The organism is Bradyrhizobium sp. USDA 3397 (assembly GCF_054060965.1).
The window spans coordinates 4,370,938-4,394,176 of sequence record NZ_JBSSDS010000001.1 but is presented as its reverse complement, the minus strand read 5'-3'; the positions used below and the strand labels follow the sequence as shown (position 1 = coordinate 4,394,176).

The 23,239-nt window shown below is 64.6% G+C and carries 19 protein-coding genes and 1 pseudogene; 8 read left to right on the top strand and 12 right to left on the bottom strand.

Annotated features, from left to right (window positions below):
* The first annotated feature begins 202 nt into the window (after positions 1-202).
* Positions 203-1,819 carry a phosphoenolpyruvate carboxykinase gene (locus ACVWYQ_RS20275; RefSeq protein ID WP_404544374.1) on the top strand — a complete coding sequence of 539 codons (1,617 nt, stop codon included), beginning with the start codon at positions 203-205 and terminating at the stop codon, positions 1,817-1,819.
* A gap of 227 nt (positions 1,820-2,046) precedes the next feature.
* Here ACVWYQ_RS20275 and ACVWYQ_RS20270 read toward each other — a convergent pair whose 3' ends face one another.
* On the bottom strand, positions 2,047-2,862 hold the full coding sequence (locus ACVWYQ_RS20270; RefSeq protein WP_036041827.1) for an acyl-CoA thioesterase: 816 nt from the start codon (positions 2,860-2,862) through the stop codon (positions 2,047-2,049).
* Positions 2,863-3,086: 224 nt separating this feature from the next.
* Positions 3,087-5,604: pseudogene (locus tag ACVWYQ_RS20265) on the bottom strand (glycogen/starch/alpha-glucan phosphorylase).
* 203 nt (positions 5,605-5,807) lie between these two features.
* On the opposite strand from ACVWYQ_RS20265, the gene ACVWYQ_RS20260 reads away from it, so the two are divergent.
* Positions 5,808-6,041, top strand: a complete 234-nt coding sequence (locus ACVWYQ_RS20260; RefSeq protein WP_036014169.1) for a hypothetical protein — start codon at positions 5,808-5,810, stop codon at positions 6,039-6,041.
* A gap of 23 nt (positions 6,042-6,064) precedes the next feature.
* Here the strand turns inward: ACVWYQ_RS20260 and ACVWYQ_RS20255 are convergent, their stop codons facing one another.
* The gene (locus tag ACVWYQ_RS20255) at positions 6,065-6,928 is read right to left on the bottom strand and encodes a LysR family transcriptional regulator (RefSeq protein WP_036041864.1); all 864 of its coding nucleotides are present in this window, start codon (positions 6,926-6,928) and stop codon (positions 6,065-6,067) included.
* A gap of 108 nt (positions 6,929-7,036) precedes the next feature.
* Here ACVWYQ_RS20255 and ACVWYQ_RS20250 point away from each other — a divergent pair, with 108 nt between their 5' ends.
* Positions 7,037-7,948 (top strand): DMT family transporter, encoded by a 912-nt coding sequence (locus ACVWYQ_RS20250; protein ID WP_404544372.1) that lies wholly within the window; start codon positions 7,037-7,039, stop codon positions 7,946-7,948.
* Positions 7,949-8,061: 113 nt separating this feature from the next.
* On the opposite strand, the gene ACVWYQ_RS20245 is transcribed toward ACVWYQ_RS20250, so the two are convergent.
* The 6 genes from ACVWYQ_RS20245 to ACVWYQ_RS20220 form a co-directional block, all read right to left on the bottom strand.
* On the bottom strand, positions 8,062-8,832 hold the full coding sequence (locus ACVWYQ_RS20245) for a TIGR02186 family protein (protein ID WP_036014162.1): 771 nt from the start codon (positions 8,830-8,832) through the stop codon (positions 8,062-8,064).
* On the bottom strand, positions 8,829-9,746 hold the full coding sequence (locus ACVWYQ_RS20240) for a sulfite exporter TauE/SafE family protein (protein ID WP_057027507.1): 918 nt from the start codon (positions 9,744-9,746) through the stop codon (positions 8,829-8,831). The genes ACVWYQ_RS20245 and ACVWYQ_RS20240 overlap by 4 nt, the downstream gene beginning before the upstream one ends.
* Positions 9,747-9,943: 197 nt before the next feature.
* The gene (locus tag ACVWYQ_RS20235; RefSeq protein WP_404544370.1) at positions 9,944-10,879 is read right to left on the bottom strand and encodes a transporter substrate-binding domain-containing protein; all 936 of its coding nucleotides are present in this window, start codon (positions 10,877-10,879) and stop codon (positions 9,944-9,946) included.
* A gap of 89 nt (positions 10,880-10,968) precedes the next feature.
* The gene (locus tag ACVWYQ_RS20230) at positions 10,969-11,559 is read right to left on the bottom strand and encodes an SCO family protein (protein ID WP_036014156.1); all 591 of its coding nucleotides are present in this window, start codon (positions 11,557-11,559) and stop codon (positions 10,969-10,971) included.
* 24 nt (positions 11,560-11,583) lie between these two features.
* On the bottom strand, positions 11,584-11,778 hold the full coding sequence (locus ACVWYQ_RS20225; protein WP_404544367.1) for a hypothetical protein: 195 nt from the start codon (positions 11,776-11,778) through the stop codon (positions 11,584-11,586).
* 127 nt (positions 11,779-11,905) lie between these two features.
* Complete coding sequence (locus ACVWYQ_RS20220) at positions 11,906-12,427, bottom strand: Clp protease/crotonase-like domain-containing protein (RefSeq protein WP_198399710.1); 522 nt, start codon at positions 12,425-12,427, stop codon at positions 11,906-11,908.
* A 282-nt stretch (positions 12,428-12,709) separates the two neighbouring features.
* Between ACVWYQ_RS20220 and ACVWYQ_RS20215 the strand changes: the two genes are divergently transcribed.
* Positions 12,710-14,368 carry an FAD-binding dehydrogenase gene (locus ACVWYQ_RS20215; RefSeq protein WP_404544364.1) on the top strand — a complete coding sequence of 553 codons (1,659 nt, stop codon included), beginning with the start codon at positions 12,710-12,712 and terminating at the stop codon, positions 14,366-14,368.
* 36 nt (positions 14,369-14,404) lie between these two features.
* Here ACVWYQ_RS20215 and ACVWYQ_RS20210 read toward each other — a convergent pair whose 3' ends face one another.
* The 3 genes from ACVWYQ_RS20210 to ACVWYQ_RS20200 all read right to left on the bottom strand — a co-directional run bounded on the left by ACVWYQ_RS20210 (position 14,405) and on the right by ACVWYQ_RS20200 (position 18,353).
* Positions 14,405-14,710 (bottom strand): hypothetical protein, encoded by a 306-nt coding sequence (locus tag ACVWYQ_RS20210; RefSeq protein WP_271539523.1) that lies wholly within the window; start codon positions 14,708-14,710, stop codon positions 14,405-14,407.
* Positions 14,711-14,751: 41 nt separating this feature from the next.
* Positions 14,752-16,857: a HAMP domain-containing methyl-accepting chemotaxis protein gene (locus ACVWYQ_RS20205; protein ID WP_404544361.1), complete on the bottom strand. Its 2,106-nt coding sequence runs from the start codon at positions 16,855-16,857 to the stop codon at positions 14,752-14,754.
* A 488-nt stretch (positions 16,858-17,345) separates the two neighbouring features.
* Positions 17,346-18,353, bottom strand: a complete 1,008-nt coding sequence (locus tag ACVWYQ_RS20200) for a PAS domain-containing protein (RefSeq protein WP_271539519.1) — start codon at positions 18,351-18,353, stop codon at positions 17,346-17,348.
* A 181-nt stretch (positions 18,354-18,534) separates the two neighbouring features.
* Here ACVWYQ_RS20200 and ACVWYQ_RS20195 point away from each other — a divergent pair, with 181 nt between their 5' ends.
* The 4 genes from ACVWYQ_RS20195 to ACVWYQ_RS20180 all read left to right on the top strand — a co-directional run bounded on the left by ACVWYQ_RS20195 (position 18,535) and on the right by ACVWYQ_RS20180 (position 23,230).
* Entirely contained in the window at positions 18,535-19,467 is a 933-nt protein-coding gene (locus ACVWYQ_RS20195) for an alpha/beta hydrolase family esterase (RefSeq protein ID WP_404654018.1), read from the top strand.
* Positions 19,468-19,597: 130 nt separating this feature from the next.
* Positions 19,598-19,948 (top strand): RidA family protein, encoded by a 351-nt coding sequence (locus ACVWYQ_RS20190; protein WP_027575148.1) that lies wholly within the window; start codon positions 19,598-19,600, stop codon positions 19,946-19,948.
* Positions 19,949-20,061: 113 nt separating this feature from the next.
* Entirely contained in the window at positions 20,062-20,427 is a 366-nt protein-coding gene (locus ACVWYQ_RS20185) for a nuclear transport factor 2 family protein (RefSeq protein WP_404544354.1), read from the top strand.
* Between the two features lie 211 nt (positions 20,428-20,638).
* A complete protein-coding gene (locus ACVWYQ_RS20180; RefSeq protein ID WP_456726311.1) occupies positions 20,639-23,230 on the top strand; it encodes a ligase-associated DNA damage response DEXH box helicase in 2,592 nt (863 codons plus the stop codon).
* Positions 23,231-23,239: the final 9 nt, after the last annotated feature.

Here is a 23,239-nt window from a genome sequence, read left to right as displayed (position 1 = left end):
TCGCTGCGGCCTTTCAGAGCTGACATGCGCGACGTTTGGCGCGGTCCTTGAATAAACCAAATCCTGCGGGATCAGCTTGGCAACGCCAGCGTTCATCAGTATTAGGTCGTTCAGCCGAGGCCGAACGGCCCATATTCACGGTGATCGCGACGGCGCCAAACTTGGCCGCGCTTGATGTCGCGGGTTCTAGGAGGATTTCTTCGTGCAAGAGACGGGCGTGCGCAACGGTGCCTTCGGCGCCGACAAATTCGGCTTAAAGAATCTCAAGCAGGTTCACTGGAACCTGGGTGCGCCGCAACTCTATCAATACTCGCTCGCAGCGGGTGAGGCAGTGCTCTCCGCCGATGGCGCACTCTGCGCCGACACCGGCGAGTTCACCGGGCGCAGCCCGAAGGACAAGTTCACGGTGCGCGACGCCACCACCGAGAAGAAGATGTGGTGGGCCGGCAACCAGTCGATCACCGCCGAGCAATTCGAGACGCTCTACCAGGATTTCCTCAAGCACGCCGAAGGCAAGCGCCTGTTCGCGCAGGACCTCTATGGCGGCGCCGACCCGGCCTACCGGATCAAGACGCGCGTCTTCACCGAGCTTGCCTGGCACTCGCTGTTCATCCGCACGCTGCTGATCCGCCCCGAGGCGATCGAGCTGCCGACCTTCGTGCCGGAGCTCACCATCATCGACATGCCGAGCTTCCGCGCCGATCCTAAACGCCATGGCTGCCGCTCGGAGAACGTGGTCGCGATCGATTTCGCCCGCAAGATCGTCCTGATCGGCGGGTCTTATTATGCCGGCGAGATGAAGAAGTCGGTCTTCACGACCCTGAATTATTATCTGCCCGAGCGCGGCGTGATGCCGATGCACTGCTCGGCGAATGTCGGCGCCAAGGGCGACACCGCGATCTTCTTCGGCCTGTCGGGCACCGGCAAGACGACGCTATCGGCCGATCCCAACCGCACCCTGATCGGCGACGACGAGCACGGCTGGGGCCCGAACGGCGTCTTCAATTTCGAAGGCGGCTGCTACGCCAAGTGCATCAAGCTGTCGCAGGAAGCCGAACCTGAGATCTATGCCGCCTCGACCCGCTTCGGCGCGGTGCTCGAGAACTGCGTGCTCGATGAGGACACCCGCGTCGTCGATTTCGACGACGGCTCCAAGACCGAGAACACGCGTTCGGCCTATCCGCTCGACTTCATCCCGAACGCTTCGCGCACCGGCCGCGCGCCGCAGCCGAAGAACGTGGTGATGCTGGCCGCCGACGCCTTCGGCGTGCTGCCGCCGATCGCCAAGCTCTCCCCGGCGCAGGCGATGTATCACTTCCTGTCCGGCTACACCGCCAAGGTCGCCGGCACCGAGCGCGGTCTCGGCAACGAGCCGCAGCCGGAATTCTCGACCTGCTTCGGCTCGCCCTTCCTTCCCCTCGATCCATCCGTCTACGGCAACATGCTCCGCGACCTCATTGCCCAGCACAATGTCGATTGCTGGCTGGTCAACACGGGCTGGACCGGCGGCAAGTATGGCGTCGGCAGCCGCATGCCGATCAAGGTGACGCGCGCGCTGCTCACCGCGGCGCTCGACGGCTCGCTGCGCAACGTCGAATTCCGCACCGACAAATATTTCGGCTTCGCGGTCCCGACCGCGCTGCCGGGCGTGCCGGCCGAGATCCTCAACCCGGTCAACACCTGGAAGGACAAGGACGAGTTCGACAAGACCGCCCGCGCGCTGGTCGGCATGTTCCAGAAGAATTTTGCCAAGTTCGAAGCACAGGTGGACGCCGAGGTCCGCGCGGCCGCGCCGGACGTGAAGCTGGCGGCGGAGTAAAGCTCCATCGCTTGAAATGCAAAAGGGCGGCCGCGGGGCCGCCCTTTTTGTGTGCGCGGGGACGGGCTCTGCGCCTCTCCCCGCGTGCGGGGAGAGGCCGGATTGCATCGGAGATGCAATCCGGGTGAGGGGGACCCTCCGCGAGTCTGTCTGTCAGCGAGTTTGCGGATGCAGCCCCTCACCCCAACCCTCTCCCCGTAAGAACGGGGAGAGGGGGAGGAGAAAGCTCACGCCTTGAAATACGCGATCTGCGTCGTGGTCGCGAGCAGCCGGCCGTTCGGCGACCACAGCTCCGCGTTCTGGTCGGCGTAGCTCTTGTGCATGATCTTCGAATCCGCCGTCGCGAGCACGCGCGTGATGTCTTCAGCCGCGAGCTCCTCGGCGTCGGTGTGGAAATAGGTCGTCAGCGACACCGTGCCGAACGGCACCAGCTCGCGCCTTGCGTGGAAGATGCGGCCGAAGAAGGCGTCCGACATCGACATCAGCGACAGCATGTCGAGCTTGCGCGGCGTGCGGTCGCTGATCCAGATCTTCGAGTAGGTGCTGGCGGGCTCGGCTTGCGGTGGGCCGATCCGCATCTCGCCCTCGACGAAGCGGAATTCGTACTGGTTGGCCCAGGATGCCGAGATTTTTGGGAACGGCAGCGTCTCCTCGAACGGCTTGGCGTCCGGATATTGCGCCACCCTGTGCTCCCAGGACGGACGGCGTTCGGCGAACACCGCCGTGGCGAGCGTTGCGACCTCGCCGCCGCCCTGGCTGAGCTCGACGCTCCAGTGCTGGCTGGAGCGGTTGGCCTTGACGAGGCGCACGTCGAGATCGAACGGACCCTTGGCGATCGGCGCACAATAATTGACGGTGAGCGCGAGCGGATCGCCGGCGGCTTGCGGATGCTCGATCAGCGCCCGCAAAATGGTCGCGGCGGTGGCGCCGCCGAACGGGCCGACAAAGGCCCAGTAATCGTCGCTGGTGTGTCCCTGCCAGCTAGAGTCACCGGCGGTGACGCGCGTGGCCTCGTCGAAGGGGTGCGGGAGCTTGGCGTGCATGTTGGTCCTCGATGCCTCCACAGCCGTCATTGCGAGCGTAGCGAAGCAATCCAGACTGTCTCCGCGGAAGATTCTGGATTGCTTCGCTGCGCTCGCAATGACGGCGGTTGAGGTTGCGGCGTCGTGTCACAACGCCGCTTAGGGGATGATGACGATCATATCATCATCCCTCGCGAAGGATGCAATAACCTCGCAGGTAACGCCGCTTCCACGCCGCGGAAAAATCAGCCTGCGGCGTCGCGCAGGTTCGGCAGCAGCGGCGTGGTCGGATTGACCGGCACGTTCCAGATCTCCTCGGCATATTCGCGGATGGTGCGGTCCGAGGAGAACCAGGCCATGCGCGCGACATTGAGGATCGAGGCGCGGGTCCAGGCCGGCGCCACCTGCCAGCGCGCATCGACCGCGCGCTGCGCCTCGTAGTAGGAATCGAAATCGGCGCTGACCATGTAATGGTCGAGATAACGCAGCGCGTGCGCGATGGATTCGAAACGGCCGGGGTCGCCGGGCGAGAACTCGCCGGCGCCGATCGCGTTGATGGCACGCTGCAGCTTCGGCGACCGGCGGATCACGTCGGAGGCATCCAGCCCCTGCTTGCGCCGGATCATCACGTCGCCGGCTTCCATGCCGAAGATCGCGATGTTCTCCGCGCCGACATGGTCGCGGATCTCGATATTGGCGCCGTCGAGCGTGCCGATGGTGATGGCCCCGTTCAGCGCCAGCTTCATGTTGCCGGTGCCGGAGGCTTCCATGCCCGCGGTCGAGATCTGCTCGGACAGATCGGCGGCGGGAATGATCACCTCGGCGAGGCTGACATTGTAGTCGGGCAGGAACACGACCTTGAGCTTGCCGCCGATCGCGGGATCGTTGTTGACGATTTCGGCGACGTCGTTGATCAGCTTGATGATCAGCTTGGCGTAGCGATAGCTCGCCGCCGCCTTGCCGGCGAAGATCTTCACCCGCGGCACCCAATTGCCGTTGGGCTCGTCCTTGATCGCCTGGTACAGCGCGACCGTCTCGATGACGTTGAGCAGCTGGCGCTTGTATTCGTGGATGCGCTTGATCTGCACGTCGAACAATGCGCCCGGGTCGACCCTGATGCCGAGCCGTTCGCCGATCAGGCGGGCGAGCTGGGCCTTGTTGTGGTGCTTGACGCTGCGGAACTTCTTCTGGAACTCGACGTCGCTGGCGCGCGCCTCGATCAGCGAGAGCTGGGTCGGATCGTCGAGCACGGCATCGCCGCAGCTCTCGCGCAACAAATCGGTCAGCTTCGGGTTCGCCAGCATCAGCCAGCGTCGGAAGGTGATGCCGTTGGTCTTGTTGGTGATCCGTCCGGGATAGAGATGGTTGAGGTCGTGGAACACGGTCTCGCGCATCAGGTCCGAATGCATCGCCGAGACCCCGTTGATGCGATGCGAGCCGACGAAGGCGAGTTGGCCCATGCGCACGCGGCGGCCGCTCTTCTCGTCGATCAGCGAGACCGAGGCGCGGAAGTCGATGTCGCCGGGGCAGCGCGCTTCGGCGAGCGCCAGATGCTGCACGTTGATGCGGTAGATGATCTCCAGATGCCGCGGCAGCAGCCGCTCGAACAGCTCGACCGGCCAGGTCTCCAGCGCCTCCGGCAGCAGCGTGTGGTTGGTGTAGGAGAGGGTGGCGACCGTGATCTTCCAGGCCTCGTCCCAGCGGAAATTGTGGAGGTCGACGAGGATGCGCATCAGCTCGGTGACGGCAAGGCTCGGATGGGTGTCGTTGAGCTGCACCGCGACCTTGCCGGCGAGGTTGCGCAGCTGGCCGTCGGAGGAAAGATGCCGCTTCACCAGGTCCTGGAGCGAGGCGGAGACGAAGAAATATTCCTGGCGCAGCCGCAGCTCGCGGCCCGCCGGGCTCTCGTCGTTCGGATAGAGGAACTTGCAGATCGCCTCCGCGCGCGCCTGCTCGGCGCTGGCGCTGACGTAATCGCCTTTGTTGAAGGCATCTAACTTGAGCGGATCGGGCGAGCGCGCCGACCACAGCCGCAGCGCGTTGACGTGCTGGCCGCGCCAGCCGACGATCGGCGTGTCATAGGCGATCGCCTGCACGGTCTCAGCAGGATGCCAGATCGAGCGGTCGCGGCCCTTGTCGTCGACATGCTCGACGCCGCCGCCGAAATTGACGTCGTAGATCACCTCGGGCCGCTGCAATTCCCAGGGATTGCCGAAGCTCAGCCATTCGTCGGGATATTCCTGCTGCCAGCCCTGATTGATGATCTGACGGAACAGGCCGTAATCGTAGCGGATGCCGTAGCCGATCGCGGGGGATCGACAGCGTCGCCATGCTCTCCATGAAGCAGGCGGCGAGCCGGCCGAGACCGCCATTGCCGAGCGCCGCATCCGGCTCGCATTTGCGCAGCTCCGGCAGCGAGACGCCGAGATCGCCGAGCGCGACCTCGAAGATCTTGAGCAGGCCCATGTTGTTGAGCGCGTCGGTGAAGAGCCGGCCGATCAGGAATTCGAGCGAGAGATAGTAAACCCGCTTGCGGCCGGCGTCGTAGCTGTGCTTCTCGGCCGTGAGCCAGCGATGCACGATGCGGTCGCGCAGCGCGAGCGCCGCGGCCTGGTACCAATCGTGCCTGGTCGCCATGCCAGCGTCCTTGCCGATGGCAAGGCGCAGCTTTGCCAGGATTGCGCCCTTGATCTCGGCCAGCGCGAGTTCGTCGATGGGCTGCCCGGGGGCCGGAAAACTGGGCTGGAACGATGAATCCTGCAAAGCCGTTACTTCCTAGGTCGAAACAACTCTTAACTGTACGCGTCTTGCCCTTGCACCGGAACTGTCGCCCGCGTGGCCGTGCACTGCGCTGGCGCAAATTTATGCAAGGAATGGGCCGAATTGGGAACCCGGAGGAGCACGGAGAAACCCAGATTCGGTGCTAGATTACGAAAGATTCAGCCATCAGTGTGGAGAAGCGGACCGTGAGACTGCTGATCGAGATCGCCACTGCGGCCCTGCTCGTCGTCTGCATCAGCGCCACCAGTGCGGCGTTTGCCGCCGGCACGACCGGTCGCAGCGCCGATGGCCTCAGCTGCGGCTTCACAGTGCCGCAGAAGGCGTCGCCCGCAGCCCGCTGCGCTGCGATCAAGCGCCAATGCGGCGGCAAGTTCTACGCAAGCGCGTGCGGCGACAAGCTGATATCCGCAGCGAATTGAGAGCCGTAGGAGCTTTGGCGAGCTCAAGCCGCCTTGCTCTGCACCGCATCGCAAAACTCCGCGAGACGGTCCGCAAGCCGCAGCGTCGCCGGGCTCGCATCCGGTGAAGCCATCAGTGCAACCTCGGTCTTGTTGATCGGCGCAAAGCCGTCCTTCGCCGTCAGCACGCGGTGGTCGGTCTGGATCGCCATCTCCGACAGGATGCTGAGGCCCATGCCGGCGGCGACCGCGGCCTGAATGCCGGCGAGGCTCGATGAGGTGTAGGCGGTGTGCCAAGCGCGGCCGGCCGTTTCCAGCGCGTGGATGGCGCCGGCGCGGTAGATGCAGCCGAGCGGAAAGCCGATCAGCGGCACTGACGGCACGTTGACGTCGACCGGATGGCTCTTGCTGGTGACCCAGTGCACCCGCTCCGGCCACACCGCGATCGCGTCCTTCGCGCCAGCCTCGCGCTTGTAGAGCGCAAGGTCGAGCTCGCCGCGTTGGAGATCGCGGGCGAGATGCTTGCTCTGGTCGGCGCGCACGTCCAGCCGCAATCCCGGATGCGAGCGCGAGAACGCTCCCAGCAGTTTTGCCAGCCGGTACGCGGCAAAGTCCTCGGGGATGCCGAGCCGGATCGCGCCTTCGCTATCGGGCTGGCGCAGCACGTCGCGCGCCTCCTCGGCCAGCGAGAGCAATCGCCGCGCATAGGACAGCAGCCGCTCGCCGGCCTCGGTCGGGCGCACGTCCTTGCCGTCGCGGTGCAGCAGCACCTGACCGACATCCTCCTCCAGCCGCTTGATCTGCTGGCTCACGGTCGATTGCGTGCGGTGGACGCGCTCGCCGGCGCGGGTGAAGCCGCCGGCCTCGACCACCGAGACGAAGCTGCGCAGCAGCTCGAGATCGAGCATGGCCGCCTCCATTAAGAAATCCACTTGGCATGAGTTAATCATTTAATTTCCAAATGACAAGCAGCCTCCCTAGATCGAGGGCAGAAGAAAACATCCGAGAATGCCCTCATGTCGCTCGCGACCTCGCTTCCCGCCCCCCGCAGCCGGTTCAACACATTGCCGCTCGCGATCGGCCTGTTCTGCCTGCTCTGGAGCTACGCCTTCATCGCTGGCAAGATCGGCGTCACCCATTGCCCGCCGCTGATCCTGCTCGCCGCGCGCTTCTCGCTCGCGGGTATCTTGATCCTGGGCGCCACGTTGATCCGCGGCGAAGCCTGGTCGTTGTCGTGGCGCGATGCCGCGATCTTCGCGGTGCTCGGCATCGCCAACAACGCGCTCTATCTCGGCCTCGGCTACACCGGCCTGCAATCGGTCTCCGCCGGCCTCGGCGGCCTGATCGTGTCAGCCAATCCGGTGTTCACCGCGGGCCTTGCCGCGCTGCTGCTCGGCGAAGGCATGACCTGGCGCAAGGCGAGCGGCCTCTTGCTCGGCATCATCGGCGTGACCGCAATCGTCTGGCACCGCCTGTCGGTCGGCACCGATTCGCTGCACGGCGTCGTCTTCACGCTGGCCTCGCTCGCTTCGATCGTGGCCGGCACCATCCTGTTCAAGCTGCTGGCGCCGAAGGGATCCCTGTGGATCGGCAATGGCGTGCAGAACCTCGCGGCCGGCATCGTGCTGACACCGGTCGCGCTCACCTTCGCCGATGTCGACGCGATCGACTATACGCCGAGCCTGATCGGCGCCTTCGCCTTTCTCGTGCTCGGCGGCTCGATCATCGCTTCTTGGCTCTGGTTTCGTCTCTTGAAGACGTGTGGCGCCACCGCCGCCAGCGCCTATCATTTCCTGATGCCGCCGCTCGGCATGCTGTTCGCATTCCTCGTCCTCGGCGAGCACATCGAGGCGCGCGACCTGCTCGGCATCATTCCGGTCGCGCTCGGCATCTATCTGGTGACGCGGCCGGCGAAGGCGGTGGTGTAGGTGGAGGCCCCGCTGTTCACTACCGTCATTGCGAGGAGCTCTTGCGACGAAGCAATCCAGACTGCCGCAGCGGAGGCAGTCTGGATTGCTTCGCTGCGCTCGCAATGACGGGGCTAGTCCTTCCTGAACACGATCGAGGCCATCCACCCCGTCATCAGCGCCATCGCCACGGTGGCGAGGCCGTAAATCAGGCCGTTCTGGCGGGCGGTGGTGGCGACGAACTGCTCGAAGCCGACCTTGACGATCTCGAAGGCGGTCTCGGTCTTGCCGATGAACGCGCCGTTGGCAAACAGCTTGATCTCGATCTCATAGGTGCCGATCGGCACCTCCGCGGGCAGCGGAATGCCGGTGCGGAACAGCGTCGGCGTCAAGAACGTGACCGCGCTTCCGTCTTCGCGATAGAGCCCGCGCTGGGTGCGCAGGCGAATGAAGGCCGAGCGGAACGCATCGTTCGGCACCACGTCGGCAAAGTCGCCGCTGACCCGCTGCGTCAGCAGCACGTTGTTGAGCCCGATCTGCTGTCGCCGCGCGATCTCGGGCGAGGTGATGGCGTCGAGCGGGCGGTTGGCGAACAGCGCGAGATAGCTCGGCACCTGCAGGAACTGGCGGTAGTCGGTGTTGATCCAGATGCCGAAGGTGCGCTCCTTCCGCCGCGTCACCATGTCGGCGCGCGGGCCCATCACGGTGACGACGAGATCGTAGGCCGTGCGGTCCGCGGGCGTCGTCGTATCCTTCTCGACCGAGCCGAACAGCACCAGCTCCTCGCCGGAATAGTTCGGCGTCACCGTGACGCGGTGATTCGAGACCGACACGATCAGCCGCTCGGCCCGCGCAGCGCCGCCGAGCAGCAGGACGAGGACGATGGCGAGAAGCATGCGCCTCATCGGCTCGCTCCGAGCTCGCGGATGGTGAAGAGATCGGAGGGCTGGATCACCAGCTCTATCGCGAAGCGGATTCCGACCGAGAGGATGAGCAAGCCCAGCAGCAGCCGCAGCTGCTCGCCGCGGATCTTCTGGCCGGCACGGGCGCCGAACTGCGCGCCGGTGACGCCGCCGACCATCAGGATCAGCGCCAGCACGGCATCGACCAGGTGATTGGTCGCCGCGTGCAGCATGGTCGCGAACAGCATGGTGACGACGGTGAGAACCATCGAGGTCCCGATCACCGTCGAGGTCGGCACCCTCAAGAGATAGATCATGATCGGCACCAGGATGAAGCCGCCGCCTATACCCATGATGGCGCCGATGAAACCGATCACTATGCCGACGATCACCACGGGGATGACCGAGAGATAGATCTTCGAGCGCTTGAACCGCATCTTCAGCGGCAGGCCGTGGATCCAGTTGTGGGTGCGGCGCGGCGGCAGCGCCCCGCGCCGGGTCCGCATCAAGGCGCGCAATCCTTCCGAGAACATCAGGCTGCCGACCGTGGTGAGCAGCACGACGTAGGAGAGCGCGATCATCAGGTCGAGCTGGCCGAGCGCGCGCAGCTGGGTGAAGGTCCAGACGCCGAGCGTCGTGCCGGTCACGCCGCCGCATAACAACACACTCGCCAGCGCCGGATCGATCGCGCGCCGCCGCCAATAGGAGAGGGCGCCGGAAAAGGAGGAGGCCGCGATGTGGCTCGCCACCGAGGCCACCGCGACCGCCGGCGTGATGCCGATGAAGATCAAAAGCGGCGTCATCAGGAAGCCGCCGCCGATTCCGAACATGCCGGAGACGAAGCCGACCGCAGCGCCCATGGCGAGCACCAGGAAGACGTTGACCGGAAGATCGGCGATCGGGAGGTAAAGCTGCATTGAACCTGCGCACCGGCGAGACGGATCGACGAACGCGGAATGCTCGCGGAGAGGACGGAACGATTACCGCGTCCTTCAATAGCGGAATTCGCCGGCGGGCGGGACCGGGAAATTTCAGGCGTGGTGAATGGGTATGACGCGCGCGTGATGATCTCTGCGATCGTCCGCACTCCCGCTGCAGGCGGAGAGGCGAAAGGTCAGAACGGACTGACCGAGAAATACCGTAGCCAGAGATCGGTGTAGCGGCCTTTTTCCCAGATCCGGAACATCGCCCAGTTCAGGGCCTGGCGCAGCACGTCGTTGCCCTTGCGCACGGCGATGCCGATGCCCTCGCCGAAGAAGCGGCTCTCGACGAACGGACCGCCGGAGAAGGCGCAGCAATCGGCCGAATCCGTGCCGTTGATCCAGAACGCCAGCGAGATGGCGTCGCCGAAGATGAAGTCGACCTCGCCCCTGCGCAGAGCTGCGCGCATCGCATCGTCATTGGGGTAGGCGTGCAGCTCGGCGTCGGTGAACATCGCCTTGAGATACGCCTCGTGCGCCGAGCCGGCGATGGCGCCGACCTTCTTGCCCTCGAGATATTCGGGGCGGATCTCCGGCATCACCGCATCCTTGCGCGAGACGAAGCGCGCCGGCACGCGATAATAGGGATCGGTGAAGTCGACGCGGGCGCGCAGCTGCGGGCTCACCGCCATGGAGGCGATGATGGCATCGCCCCGGTTGGAGGTGAGCGCATCGACCAGCGTCTCGAAACGCCGCATCTGCACCGTGCACGTGACCTTGATCTCCTCGCACAGGGCGCGGGCGAAATCGACGTTGAAGCCGGCCGGGTTGCCGTCCGCACCGGTGTAGTTGAACGGCGGATAATCGGTCTCGGTCAGGAAGCGGATCACGGTGAGGCGCGACAGGTCAGGCCGTTCGGGGCGCCGGCGCGGGTCCCAAAACCCGGGCACCGCCTGCGGGGCGGCCTGGGGCGCCGCCTGAGGGGTGGTCTGAGGTGCCGTCGGCGGCCGCTTGGCGGGGGCTTGCGCGTTCGCCTCGGTGAGGCCGCCGAGCAGGCAAAGGCCGGCAACCAGCCCTGCCAGCAAGTCACGGACAGATTTGAGCGATTTCGCCTGTTGCGATGGAGCCATCGGCCGAAGGAATGAATTTCGTCGGGATCGGAGGGCCTTATAGACCATCCCGCCGGGAACGCGAGCGCCGATTGTAGCCAGCGTGAAGCTCAGAGATAGCGCTTCAAATCAACCGCTGCCTCTTCCGGCGTCCGCTTCAAATTGAACGGCGAGACGAACCTGCCCTCGCGGTCCATCAGGTAGATCAGCGCGGTGTGGTCCATCGTGTAGTCGCCGTCCTTGGTCGGGACCTTCTTGGCATAGACCCGGTAGGAGGAGATCACCTTGGCGGTCTCGGCGGGGTCGCCGGACAGGCCCTGGAGGTGCGGATCGAAGCTCGACAGGTAATCCTTCATCGTCGCCGGCGTGTCGCGCTCGGGATCGACCGAGATGAAGATGGCATTGACCTTGTCGGCGTCCTTGCCCAGCGCGCGCAGCACTTCCGAGATCTCGAACAGCGAGGTCGGGCAGACGTCGGGGCAATGGGTGTAGCCGAAGAAGATCAGGGTCGGCTTGCCCTTCAGGCTCTTGTCGGTGACGGCCTTGCCGTTCTGGTCGGTCAGCTGGAACGGGCCGCCGATCGCGGCCGGCTGTGCCACCTTGCCGACCCCGCCCATCGCCCAGAACATGATCAGGAGGCCGACGACGAGGCTTGTAGCGAAGGCGGTCGCGATCACCAGCGGACGGGTGGCGGAGCTCATTGGCGGAAAACTTCCTGTCGCAGGTCAGAAGCAGGCGGCAAAGCCGGTCCTGATCATTTCGAAGAACACCTGGCTGCCATAGTGGAACCAGAGCGCCAGCGCGCCGATCACGGCGAGTCCGCCGATTGTAGCGCCCGCCCACAGCAGCACGGATGGCATCCGCCCGGCAGTGGGCGAATTGTCCGATAGCCGATGTGCCGGGTGCAGCGGTTGAGCCATGACAACGATCGGGACGAAGGCCCCGGTTCCCTGGCTTTCAGATAGGCTTTGCGCCGGCTGCGGGCAAGGCGCCGCCAGCAGGCAAGACGCCGCGGCGGCGCCAAAGGACGCCGCCAGCCTGTGGATGTCAGTGGAGGAGCTGGCCCCGGGCGGATTCGAGCGGGTCCGCTTGCGGGAGCGACCGGCGCGACGGCCTGGTCGTCGAGGCCTGCGCGTCAAGGTAGCACGGCTTGTACATGGCCTGGAGCTGCTTGCCCCTCAGGAAGAGCATCCGCGGGGTGAGGCCGCCCCGCTGGCCGATCCAGCGCCTGATCTGCGAGGGATACATCGCGTACAGCATCTGGGTCGCTTCGGGATTGGTGATGGCGCGGCCGTTGGCGCCGAAATCCCAGGCGGCGTGGAAGCCCAGCGTCGCATGCGAGGTCACGCAAATCCGGTCGTGCGGGATAGCACCGAGGACGATGGTGCAGGCCGAGGCACAGAGGCCATCGATGATGACCGTCTCGCCCGATTGCCTGAGGTCCTGGTACTTGTCGACGTAGGTTCCGATCCGGCCGCCGCGGTCGTCCGCGATCCGAACCACCGCGTGAGAAGCCCCCATGCCTGCGATCAAGAGAACCGCCGCAAGCAACCCCGTCAGAAACTTCATTTTCCCCCGCCCCAGTCGAATTCGAATCTGTGTGTCAGGTGGTGATGCACGGCTAGCGTCGGTCGTAACCGAGGTTTTGTCTAGGCAGGCCTGCTGGCTCAAAACAAATTCAAATCCAGTGTTGCGTCCGCGCTGCACCCGGCCGGTCTCCATCCCAAAGTGGAACAAGTTAACGAGGTCTTGCGCGCCATACCCTTGATCTCAGTTGCCACCGCTGGCTTCAATCCGGGCAACTACAGGGGGGAACCCTTGGGGAGGAGAAGAACTTGGAGGGGGAAACGCATGGTTGAAGAAACGGATGTCATCGTCGTCGGCGCGGGACTATCGGGCCTCGTCGCCGCCACCGAGATCGCTGATGCGGGCAAGCGCGTGATAGTTGTCGACCAGGAAGGCGAGCAGTCGCTCGGTGGCCAGGCGTTCTGGTCGTTCGGCGGATTGTTCCTGGTCGATTCGCCCGAGCAGCGCCGGCTCGGCATCAAGGACTCCTACGAGCTTGCCATGCAGGACTGGCTCGGCACCGCCGGCTTCGACCGCGACGATGATTTCTGGCCGCGCCAATGGGCCGAAGCCTATGTGGCCTTCGCGGCCGGCGAGAAGCGCGGCTGGCTGCGCGCGATGGGCCATCGCTTCTTTCCCGTGGTCGGCTGGGCCGAGCGCGGCGGCTATGACGCGATGGGCCACGGCAATTCGGTGCCGCGCTTCCACGTCACCTGGGGCACCGGCCCGGGCATCGTCGAGCCGTTCGAGCGCCGCGCGCGCGAGGCGATGAAGACCGGCCGATTGATCTTCCGATTCCGTCATCGCGTCGATGCGCTCTCTATCAGCAATGGCACCGTGGATGGCGTCAGCGGCGTCGTTCTTGCGCCCGATGATGCAGAGCGCGGCAAGAGCTCCTCGCGCAACGTGGTCGGCGACTTCGCGTTGAAGGCGCAGGCCGTGATTGTCGCCTCCGGCGGCATCGGCGGCAACCACGAACTGGTGCGGCAGAACTGGCCGAAGCGGCTCGGTGAGCCCCCGAAGTTCATGATCTCCGGCGTGCCCGAGCATGTCGATGGGCGCATGATCGGCATCACGGAAAAGACCGGCGCGCGGCTGATCAACCGCGACCGCATGTGGCACTACGTCGAGGGCATCCAGAACTGGAACCCGATCTGGCCGCGCCACGGCATCCGCATCCTGCCGGGTCCTTCCTCGATGTGGTTCGACGCCACAGGCACGCGGCTGCCGGCGCCGCTATTCCCGGGCTCCGACACGCTCGGCCAGCTCAAATACATCATGTCGACCGGCTACGATTATTCCTGGTTCATCCTGACCCAGAGCATCATCAAGAAAGAGTTTGCGCTGTCGGGCTCGGAGCAGAACCCGGACCTGACTGGCAAGAGCTGGCGCATGACGCTTCGCCGCGCCACCAACAAGGGCGCGCCGGCGCCGGTGGAGGCGTTCAAGAGCCATGGTGTCGACTTCATTGTCCGCGACAAGCTCGATGAGCTCGTTGCGGCCATGAACAAGCTCGCCGGCAGCGATCTCCTCAAGCTCGAGCACATCAGGATGCAGATCGAGGCGCGCGACCGCGAGATCGCCAATCCCTACGTCAAGGATGCGCAGGTCATGAACATCCACAATGCGCGCCGCTATATCGGCGACAAGTTGATCCGCACCGCTTCCCCGCACCGCATCCTCGATCCCGCGCATGGACCGCTGATCGCGGTGAAGCTCAACATCCTCACCCGCAAGACGCTGGGCGGGTTCGAGACCGATCTCGACTCCCGCGTGTTCGGGGAGGAGGGCCGCGTCATTCCCGGCCTTTACGCCGTCGGCGAGGCCGCCGGCTTCGGTGGCGGCGGCGTGCATGGCTATCGCTCGCTGGAGGGGACTTTCCTGGGCGGCTGCCTGTTCTCGGGCCGCAATGCGGGCCGGGCCGCCGCCAAGACGGTGGGGTGACCGACGAGGTTGGCCGTGCACGGCCTCGCACCGGCCTCAACGGCGGCGAAGCATCTCCTGCAACAGGCGTTCAGTCAGTGAGAGCTGATCGAGCCGCAAATACAACAGCTCGTTCAGCTCAGCCATGTGGGCTCGAAGTCGCTCGGCCTCCTCCGGTCTGTCATCGAGATTTCGGACAAGGTCGCGGAGCGCCCTGAGACATTGCTGCATCGCCACGATGCCTTGCCGCAGCAAGTTGCAGTCTCTCATGGTGCTGGCGACCAGGCTGGTTTGGCGAAGCGGCAACGGGATGACGTTGTCGCGCGCGCCCGCTAGCGACTCTTGCGTGTTTCGATCGGTCATCGCGTTCGCTCATGTGGTCACGGCGGAGACCTGTCCCAGGGTCAGGCCGCGCGCACGGTGGTCAGGAACTGCTCGACCTCGGAGTGCAACCGCGCGCTGTCCTTCGACAGCATTTGCGCCGAGGCAAGCACCTGATTGGAAGCCGAGCCGGTTTCCGTCGCGCCGTGCTTCACCTCGGTAATGTTGGCGGCCACCTGGTCGGTGCCTTGGGCTGCCTGCTGGATGTTCCGGGCTATCTCCTGCGTGGCCGCTCCCTGCTCTTCCACCGCGGAGGCGATCGCAGACGATATCTCGGAGATTCGAGCGATTGTGCCGCTGATCTCCTTGATGGCGATCACCGAGTCCTGGGTGGCCGCCTGGATGTCTGAGATCTGATGGCCAATCTCTCCGGTTGCCTTTGCGGTCTGTTCGGCCAGTGCCTTGACCTCGGAGGCGACCACGGCAAAGCCGCGCCCCGCTTCGCCGGCGCGCGCCGCCTCGATCGTCGCGTTCAGGGCCAACAGGTTGGTCTGTCCCGCGATCGTGTTGATGAGCTCGACCACGTCGCCGATACGGGATGCGGCCTGCGACAGCTTGTTGACCTGGTCATTGGTCCGGTGCGCTTGTTCAACGGCTGCGCTGGCGATCCTGGCGGCATCCTGGACCTGGCGACTGATTTCACTGACCGACGAGCTCATCTCCTCGGTGGCGGAGGCAACAGACTGAACGTTGGTCGAGGCCTCCTCGGACGCGGCGGAGACCATGCCGGACAGCTCCTGCGTCGTCTCGGCCGTTTTGGTCAGGGTCCTGGCGGCGGCTTCAAGCTCCGTCGAGGACGACGAGAGCGTCTTGACGATGTCTCCGACCGTCTCCTCGAACTGACCGGCAAACTTGTTCATTTCCGCCTTGCGCTGAGCGGCGGCACGGGCTTGGGCCTGCGCCTGCTCGGCGCGCAGACGCTCGGTTTCGATCATGCTCTCCTTGAACACCTGGACCGCATCGGCCATCTCGCCGATCTCGTCGGCGCGACCCACGCCGGGGACTGCCGTGGACATGTCGCCGGCAGCGAGCTTGCCCATGGCGGAGGTCATTCCTTGAATTGGGATTGCGATCGAACGCGAGGTGAGCAGCGCGATGATTGCGCCAAGCGCGAGTCCGAGCACAAGCAAGACCCACAAGACCAGCTTCAACAGCGAAATGCCCGACGCAACGTCGATGGCTTCCTGGATCAGCATCTTCTTCTGGTTGGACTTGATTCCACCCGAGCGCGTACTATCGCCACCTCTTGCGCCGTCAAGCAGGTCGAGAAGCTTGGCCGCACGAGGCGCTGCCTCGGTCACCAACAGGTAGACCGGCGCATTCCAGGCGGGAGACTCCCGAAGAGCGAAGATCTTCTCAAACAGCGGCGCGAACTCGGTCTTGGCCTTGGCGATCTTGTCGAAGGCGGCATGCTGTCCGGTCGTAAGCAGGTCCTTTCGCGAATGGACTCCGCCATAACCCTTCTCGAAAGCCTCCCAGGGCTTGAAAAATCTCTCCTTATCGGCCTGATCGCCCGTGAGCAGATACGTGCGGAGCTGGGCCGTTGCGGCAGCAAAATTGCCGCGCGTATCGGCCATCGCCTTGAGCAGCTTCTTTCGTTCCGCGGTGGCCTCCAGACCTTCCTCCTCATTGATCATCTTGGTGATCTCGGAAAAGATCGTTTCAGCACGCGGGGCCGCTTCGGTCGTCAAGAGCTTGGTCGCCGGATACGCGTCGGAGGTGAAGGCGATCGCTTCGACCTTGTCCTGCGCGGCGCGAAACTCCCCGAGCAGCGTTCTGGCCTCCTGCCATTTCTGCTTGTTCTCTGGATTGGTGAACTGACCGGCCTTCTCGTCGAAAGCAGCAACCGTCGCATCCATCTCCTTCCACATCGCGGCGCGGTCGAGCTTGCCTTGCGGATTTCCGGTGAGCAGATAGCCTCGCAGGGTCGCCAGCGTGGAATAGAGATTGCCGACGAGTTCGGTGCTCGCGAGCGCGACCGGCACGCGCAGGTTCGCCATCCGATCGACGGTCATGGCAACTCCCCCCACCGCAAATACCGTATAGCCGACCGAAGCCGCAATGATCACGCATACCGCCGCAAAACCAGCGATCAATCTGCCGCGAATACGAAATTGAAAGAAGGACATAGGCAATACTCCTCAATATCCGAGTATCTCTTTGACACGCGTCGAAAGGCCACACGTGCCGATCGGGCAGCAGGCGATGATCCCTTCCACCGTCCACAGGGAATGAGGCAGATCAGCGTGACAGCGCTTGCCACAGCAATGAATGGAGCCGCTCCTTCGAGGCTGATCCATCCCGTTCTGCCGCTGCAAATTTGCCGATGCCACCGCCGGTCTAATAACAGCCCCGACCCCGATCATTACGTGTATCGGGAGGGTGGAAGAAGGTGCTTATCGCGATATTAAGAAAGATTTGCCGGCGACATTCGACGGACACGCAAAATTTGCGCTTACGGCCGCAAGCGCCTCAGTGCGGCGGCAGGGGAGCGCAATTTCGGCTCGGTTCGCCAGATCGTGGCGCACCACCATTCAAGAATTGCGGGTAAGACGAACTTAGTTTCATCTTCAAGGCGCAGGAAGTACGCAGGCCATCTTCGAATTTTTTTCTCCGATCATCGTGGCCTCACGCCCGGCTTGCCCACCGCGGGAAAAATGAACTCGACGCCCGCGGCCGAAAGTGTATCGCGAAGCTGGTTGATCGTCCCCTCGGGCATTCGCAGCATGCCATTCTGCTCCTCCAGCCGCCTGACCACCGCGGCGGAGAGTCCCGTTCGCGAAGCCAGTTGCTTGACCGACCAGTTCAGCATGCCGCGGGCTGCCCGCAGTTGCGCACCCGTAAGTTTCGCAGCTCCCGCAGGCTGAAGCGATAGTTTTGCCTGGTGCACATCCATGGAAATGCCGAGCCACTCCCGAATGACGCCGTCCGCCTCCGGGACCGGTACGGCCTTACAGCGGTACCAGCGGTAGGAGCCGTCGGGCTGGCGCAGCCGGTGCTCGACATCGTAGGGCCGCCCCGTTTCAGCCGCCACCAGCCAGTTGCGCAACGCCGTCTCGCGCTCCTCTTCGGGCAGGAGATCGATCCAACCGTTGCCGAACAATCGCTGCGCTTCCGCATTGTCGTCGGCCTTCAGAAGAGCCGTAATCCGACCGTCCTGGGTGCCAATCCACAGCACTCCACCCGTGATATCAATCAGCGCAGCGTAGCGGTCGGAGTCCATCTTGAGCGGCTGCAGCAATCTTCGTTGCTCGGTGATGTCGATAGCAAGGCCAAGCACGGATTCTTTCGCGCTGGCAGGATCCAGCAACACCTCCGACTGAATACGAATCCAGCGCAGCGCACCATTCGGCCGCACGATCCTAATCTCACCATTGAGCAAGGACCGGTCGAACATGAACTCGCGTGGATCGCGCTTCGGCCGGCGATCCTCCGGATGAATCCTTTTCTCGATCTCCGCGTAGGAGGGCGCAATCGTGAACGGATCGAGCCCAAGCAGGCGGTAGAAGCCGCGAGACCACTGCATCCGGCCCTCGGCGTCGTAGCGCCACAGACCAGCTCCGACCTTGTCTTCAAAAAAGCGAAGTATATCCCAGGGATCGAGATGATCTTGAAACTGGAGCAAGTCAGTGCCCCCAAACTAACAATGACCTATTTCAACCCTTAGTTGGGACAAACTCAATCCCCGATATACACGGAGCTTAAGATTTGAGCGGAAAACCTGCGACCGCCATGCAAGTCCGTGATGGCATTATTGAAACTCCAAACCAGGACGCGCCGCATTGAGCCTCGACCGGGTGCCAACCATGGCCTTTTCACGCCCCAGCTGGCTGTCTCCGCTTCTTTGCCTGACGATAATAATCTGCTGCGGTTTTCGCGCGTCCGCCGATACGGTCGACGTCAACGGGGTGAAGCGCTCCTACACCGCGCAGCTGCCGGCCAAGCGGCCCGCACCGCTCGTAATCGTGCTGCATGGCAAGACCCAGCGCGGCGCCGACATGGTTACACGGACGGCCTGGCCGCAGGTTGCCAAGCGCGAGGGCCTCGCCGTGGTGTTTCCGGACGGGCTCAACAACGCATGGGCGGACGCGCGCACCAAGGCGGGGCCGGCCCTGCGCGGACCACCGGCGGGCACCGATGACGTCGCCTTCATCGCAAGGCTGGTCGAGAAGCTGGTGGCCGACGGCACGGCCGATGCGAAGCGCGTCTACGTCGCCGGCGTCTCCAATGGCGGTGCCATGGCGATGACCTTGGCCTGCGCGCGCGCCGATCTGTTTGCGGCGGTTGCGAGTGTCATCATGAATCTCAACGATGAAGCCGCCGTCACCTGTCATCCGTCGCGGCCGCTGCCGATGCTGCTCATGAACGGGACCGCCGATCCGCTGGTCCCTTATGAGGGCGGGCGCGGATCGAGCTATTTTGCCGCAGAGGGATTCTGGTCGACGGACGAGACGCTGGCGTTCTGGCGCAGGCTCAATGGCTGCGAGACCGACGACGCCGGGATCACCGACATGCCCGATGCGGCGCCGGCGGACCAGTCCACGGTGACGCGGATCAGCTCGCGCTGCCCGGCTGGGCACGACGTCGTGCTCTATCGCATCAATCATGGTGGCCACCGCATGCCAGGCTTCGCTCCGGATGCCCGCTTCCCGAAGGTCGCCAGGAACCTGCTCGGATCGCAAAACGGCGACATCGACGGCGCAGAAACGATCTGGACGTTCTTCAGTCGGTTTCCGTGAGCGGCGCAATGTTGGCCAACGCATGCGTGCAGGGCTGCGCATGCGTGCCGGGCAACGCATGCGTGCCAGGGCTGGCACAGTGCAAATCGCTGGGCTAGACAGGGCCGCCATTCCAGTCAGGAGATCCCAGATGAGCATTCAGCGTTTTGAAACCGGCCCGCGCATGAGCCAGGTCGTCGTGCACGGCAACACCGTCTATCTCGCCGGTGTCGTCGCCAACAAGGCGGCCGGCGAAAGCGTGACGAAGCAGACCCAGGACATCCTGGCGACCATCGACGGCCACCTCGCCAAGGCCGGCACCGACAAGTCGAAGCTGCTCTCGGCCACGATCTACATCACCGACATGAAGACCTTCGGCGAGATGAACGCTGTGTGGGACGCCTGGGTCTCGCCCGGCAATACGCCTGCGCGCGCCACCGTCGAAGCCAAGCTGGCGGCCCCGCAATACACCGTCGAGATCATGGTGACGGCGGCGAAGTAATTTTTGCGAACACCTCACGCGCGTTGATGACCTCCGAGGTAATCGATCAACGCGCGTGAACCTTCGATAGTGACGGTCAGCCGGACAGCACGGCGCCATCGAAGGAGAGAACCATGACCGACCCCGTCACCATCGCCCGCAGCTACATCGAGCTCTGGAACGAGCGCACCGCCGGCCGCCGCCGCGAGCTGCTGAGCGAAGGCTGGACGACGGATGCGAGCTACGTCGACCCCCTGATGAAGGGCGACGGCCAGGACGGCATCGAGGCGCTGATCGCAGGTGTGCAGCAGCGCTTTCCCGATTTCACATTCAAGCTGATCGGCGAGCCCAACGGCTACGGCGATCACATCCGCTTCTCGTGGGGACTTGGCCCTGACGGCGCCGACAGCCCGATCAAGGGCACCGATTTCGCCGTGCTGAAGGACGGCCGGATCAGGAGCGTGACCGGATTTCTCGATCAGGTCCCGGCCGGGGCGTGAGAGCGCTGGCCCTCGTCGCGCAGGCGAGGAGAGGACCGAAATTTGCACCTCACAAGCGGTCGTCATGCCCGGGCTTGTCCCGGGCATCCACGTACGAGCCCGGCCATGACGATGTCGAGGCTATCGTGCCTCAAATGGACAGCGCGTGAGCGATCGCCCTGTCGCAGGCCATAGTCCCCCTCGACGAAGCCATCCCTACGGCTTACCTGTCATGCCGTGCCGCCCCCGTATCCTCCAGACATCGACCGAGCCGGCCGCCCTGCTGCCGGATCGCTTTCGGGCCTGGTTCGCAGCCCGCGGCTGGTCGCCGCGTGCGCATCAATTGGCGCTGCTGGAAAAGGCGCGCGAGGACCGGTCGGCGCTCTTGATAGCGCCGACCGGCGCCGGCAAGACGCTCGCGGGATTTCTGCCGACGCTGGTCGAGCTGTCGATGCAGCCGCTGACACGCGAGGCGGGTGCGAAGAAGAACCTCGTCTCCACCGGCCGCAGCGTGCAGCGCAGCGGCGGCCTGCACACCCTCTACATCTCGCCGCTCAAGGCGCTCGCCGTCGACATCGCGCGCAACCTCGAGCGTCCGATCGCCGAGATGGGCTTGCCCATCAAGGTCGAGACCCGCACCGGCGATACGCCGGTCTCGCGCCGTCAGCGGCAGCGGCGCTATCCGCCGGACGTGTTGCTGACGACGCCCGAGCAGCTCGCGCTGCTGCTCTCCTCGGACGACGCGCCGTTCCTGTTCTCCTCACTGAAGCGCATCGTGCTCGACGAGCTGCACGCGCTGGTCACGTCCAAGCGCGGCGATCTGCTCTCGCTCGGGCTGGCGCGATTGTGGCGCCTCGCCCCGCAGATGCGCGCGATCGGCTTGTCGGCGACCGTAGCCGAGCCGGAGCAGCTCGCGCGCTTCCTGGTGCCGCAGCCCGACGGCAAGGAGCGGGCAGCCGACATCGTCCTCGCCGGCGGTGCCGCGCCGCCCGTGGTCGAGATGCTCGATACGCGCGAGCGGCTGCCCTGGGCCGGCCACAGCGCGCGTCACGCGCTTCCTGAAATCTACGAGCTGATCAAGACCAACAAGACCACGCTGGTCTTCGTCAACACCCGCAGCCAGGCCGAGATGCTGTTCCAGAATCTCTGGAGCATGAACGACGATGGCCTTGCCATCGCGCTGCATCACGGCTCGCTCGACGTCGCCCAGCGCCGGAAGGTCGAGGACGCCATGTCGGCGGGCCGGCTGCGCGGCGTGGTCTGCACCTCCTCGCTCGACCTCGGCGTCGACTGGGGCGACGTCGATCTCGTCGTCAATATCGGTGCGCCCAAGGGATCCTCGCGCCTGATGCAGCGCATCGGCCGCGCCAATCACCGCCTCGACGAGGCCTCGCGCGCGGTGCTGGTGCCCGCCAACCGTTTCGAAGTGCTGGAGTGCCGTGTCGCCATCGACGCCATCGCCGAGAATGCGCAGGACACGCCGCCCTTGCGCACGGGCGCCCTCGACGTGCTGGCGCAGCATGTGCTGGGCTGCGCCTGCGGCGAGCCGTTCTTGAGCGACGAGCTCTACGGCGAGGTCCGTACAGCCGCGCCTTACGCAAGCCTGTCGCGGCAGGATTTCGACGACGTCGTCGATTTCGTCGCCTCCGGCGGTTATGCGCTGAAGACCTATGAGCGCTTCGCCCGCATCAAGCAGGACAAGGAGGGACGCTGGCGCGTCGCCAATCCAAAGGTGCGGCAGAGCTACCGCATGAATGTCGGCACCATCGTCGAGGACGACATGCTGAAGGTGCGGCTGGTGCGCTCGCGCGGCAGCGGTGGAGGATCCACGGGCGTGATCGCGCGCGGCGGCCGGCTGCTCGGCGAGATCGAGGAAGCCTTCATCGAGGGCTTGAGTCCCGGGGATACCTTCGTGTTCTCAGGCGAGGTGGTGCGCTACGAGACCCTGGTTGAGGACCAGGTCTATGTTTCGCGCGCACATGACAAGGACCCCAAGGTGCCGTCCTACATGGGCGGAAAGTTTCCGCTCTCGACCTATCTCGCCGAGCGCGTGCGCCGCCTGCTCGATGATGGCCGCGCCTGGGGCGGCTTGCCGGAGCAGGTGCGCGACTGGCTGTCGCTGCAGAAGGATGTCAGCAGAGTGCCGGCGGTCCGCGAGCTCCTGGTGGAAAGCTTTCTACGCGCCAACAAGCATTATCTGGTCTGTTACCCCTTCGAGGGACGTCTCGCGCATCAGACCCTCGGCATGTTGCTGACGAGGCGGCTGGAGCGCGCCCGCGCGCGGCCGCTCGGTTTTGTCGCCAATGAATATGCCGTGGCAATCTGGGGCCTTGGTGATCTCTCCTTCATGATCCGCGACGGGCGGATCGACCTCAACGCGCTGTTCGATCCTGACATGCTCGGCGATGATCTCGAAGCCTGGCTCGCCGAATCCGCGCTGATGAAGCGCACCTTCCGCAACTGCGCGATCATCTCCGGCCTGATCGCCCGCCGCCACACCGGCGAAGAGAAGAGCCGCCGCCAGGTGCTGTTCTCGACCGATCTCGTCTACGACGTGTTGCGCAAGCACCAGGCCGATCACGTCCTGCTCCGCGCTGCGCGCGCCGATGCCGCCACCGGCCTGCTCGATTTGCGCCGCCTCAGCGACATGCTGATGCGCATCCACGGCCGCATCACGCACCGGGAACTCGACCACGTCTCTCCGCTCGCCGTACCCGTGATGCTGGAAATCGGCCGCGAGTCAGTTTATGGCGAAGCTGCAGACGAGCTCTTGGCCGAAGCCGCCGACGAGCTCGTCAAAGAGGCGATGGATAGAAGCGGGTAAGACGTGACG

Excerpts from the sequence above, each read along its gene's own strand:
- ACVWYQ_RS20240 (WP_057027507.1), bottom strand. The coding sequence starts at position 9,746 with ATGCAGCTTTACCTCCCGATCGCCGATCTTCCGGTCAACGTCTTCCTG.
- ACVWYQ_RS20235 (WP_404544370.1), bottom strand. The coding sequence starts at position 10,879 with ATGGCTCCATCGCAACAGGCGAAATCGCTCAAATCTGTCCGTGACTTG.
- ACVWYQ_RS20215 (WP_404544364.1), top strand. The coding sequence starts at position 12,710 with ATGGTTGAAGAAACGGATGTCATCGTCGTCGGCGCGGGACTATCGGGC.
- ACVWYQ_RS20230 (WP_036014156.1), bottom strand. The coding sequence starts at position 11,559 with ATGAGCTCCGCCACCCGTCCGCTGGTGATCGCGACCGCCTTCGCTACA.
- ACVWYQ_RS20245 (WP_036014162.1), bottom strand. The coding sequence starts at position 8,832 with ATGAGGCGCATGCTTCTCGCCATCGTCCTCGTCCTGCTGCTCGGCGGC.
- ACVWYQ_RS20190 (WP_027575148.1), top strand. The coding sequence starts at position 19,598 with ATGAGCATTCAGCGTTTTGAAACCGGCCCGCGCATGAGCCAGGTCGTC.
- ACVWYQ_RS20180 (WP_456726311.1), top strand. The coding sequence starts at position 20,639 with ATGCCGTGCCGCCCCCGTATCCTCCAGACATCGACCGAGCCGGCCGCC.
- ACVWYQ_RS20195 (WP_404654018.1), top strand. The coding sequence starts at position 18,535 with ATGGCCTTTTCACGCCCCAGCTGGCTGTCTCCGCTTCTTTGCCTGACG.
- ACVWYQ_RS20185 (WP_404544354.1), top strand. The coding sequence starts at position 20,062 with ATGACCGACCCCGTCACCATCGCCCGCAGCTACATCGAGCTCTGGAAC.
- ACVWYQ_RS20225 (WP_404544367.1), bottom strand. The coding sequence starts at position 11,778 with ATGGCTCAACCGCTGCACCCGGCACATCGGCTATCGGACAATTCGCCC.
- ACVWYQ_RS20270 (WP_036041827.1), bottom strand. The coding sequence starts at position 2,862 with ATGCACGCCAAGCTCCCGCACCCCTTCGACGAGGCCACGCGCGTCACC.
- ACVWYQ_RS20210 (WP_271539523.1), bottom strand. The coding sequence starts at position 14,710 with ATGACCGATCGAAACACGCAAGAGTCGCTAGCGGGCGCGCGCGACAAC.
- ACVWYQ_RS20205 (WP_404544361.1), bottom strand. The coding sequence starts at position 16,857 with ATGTCCTTCTTTCAATTTCGTATTCGCGGCAGATTGATCGCTGGTTTT.
- ACVWYQ_RS20255 (WP_036041864.1), bottom strand. The coding sequence starts at position 6,928 with ATGCTCGATCTCGAGCTGCTGCGCAGCTTCGTCTCGGTGGTCGAGGCC.
- ACVWYQ_RS20250 (WP_404544372.1), top strand. The coding sequence starts at position 7,037 with ATGTCGCTCGCGACCTCGCTTCCCGCCCCCCGCAGCCGGTTCAACACA.
- ACVWYQ_RS20220 (WP_198399710.1), bottom strand. The coding sequence starts at position 12,427 with ATGAAGTTTCTGACGGGGTTGCTTGCGGCGGTTCTCTTGATCGCAGGC.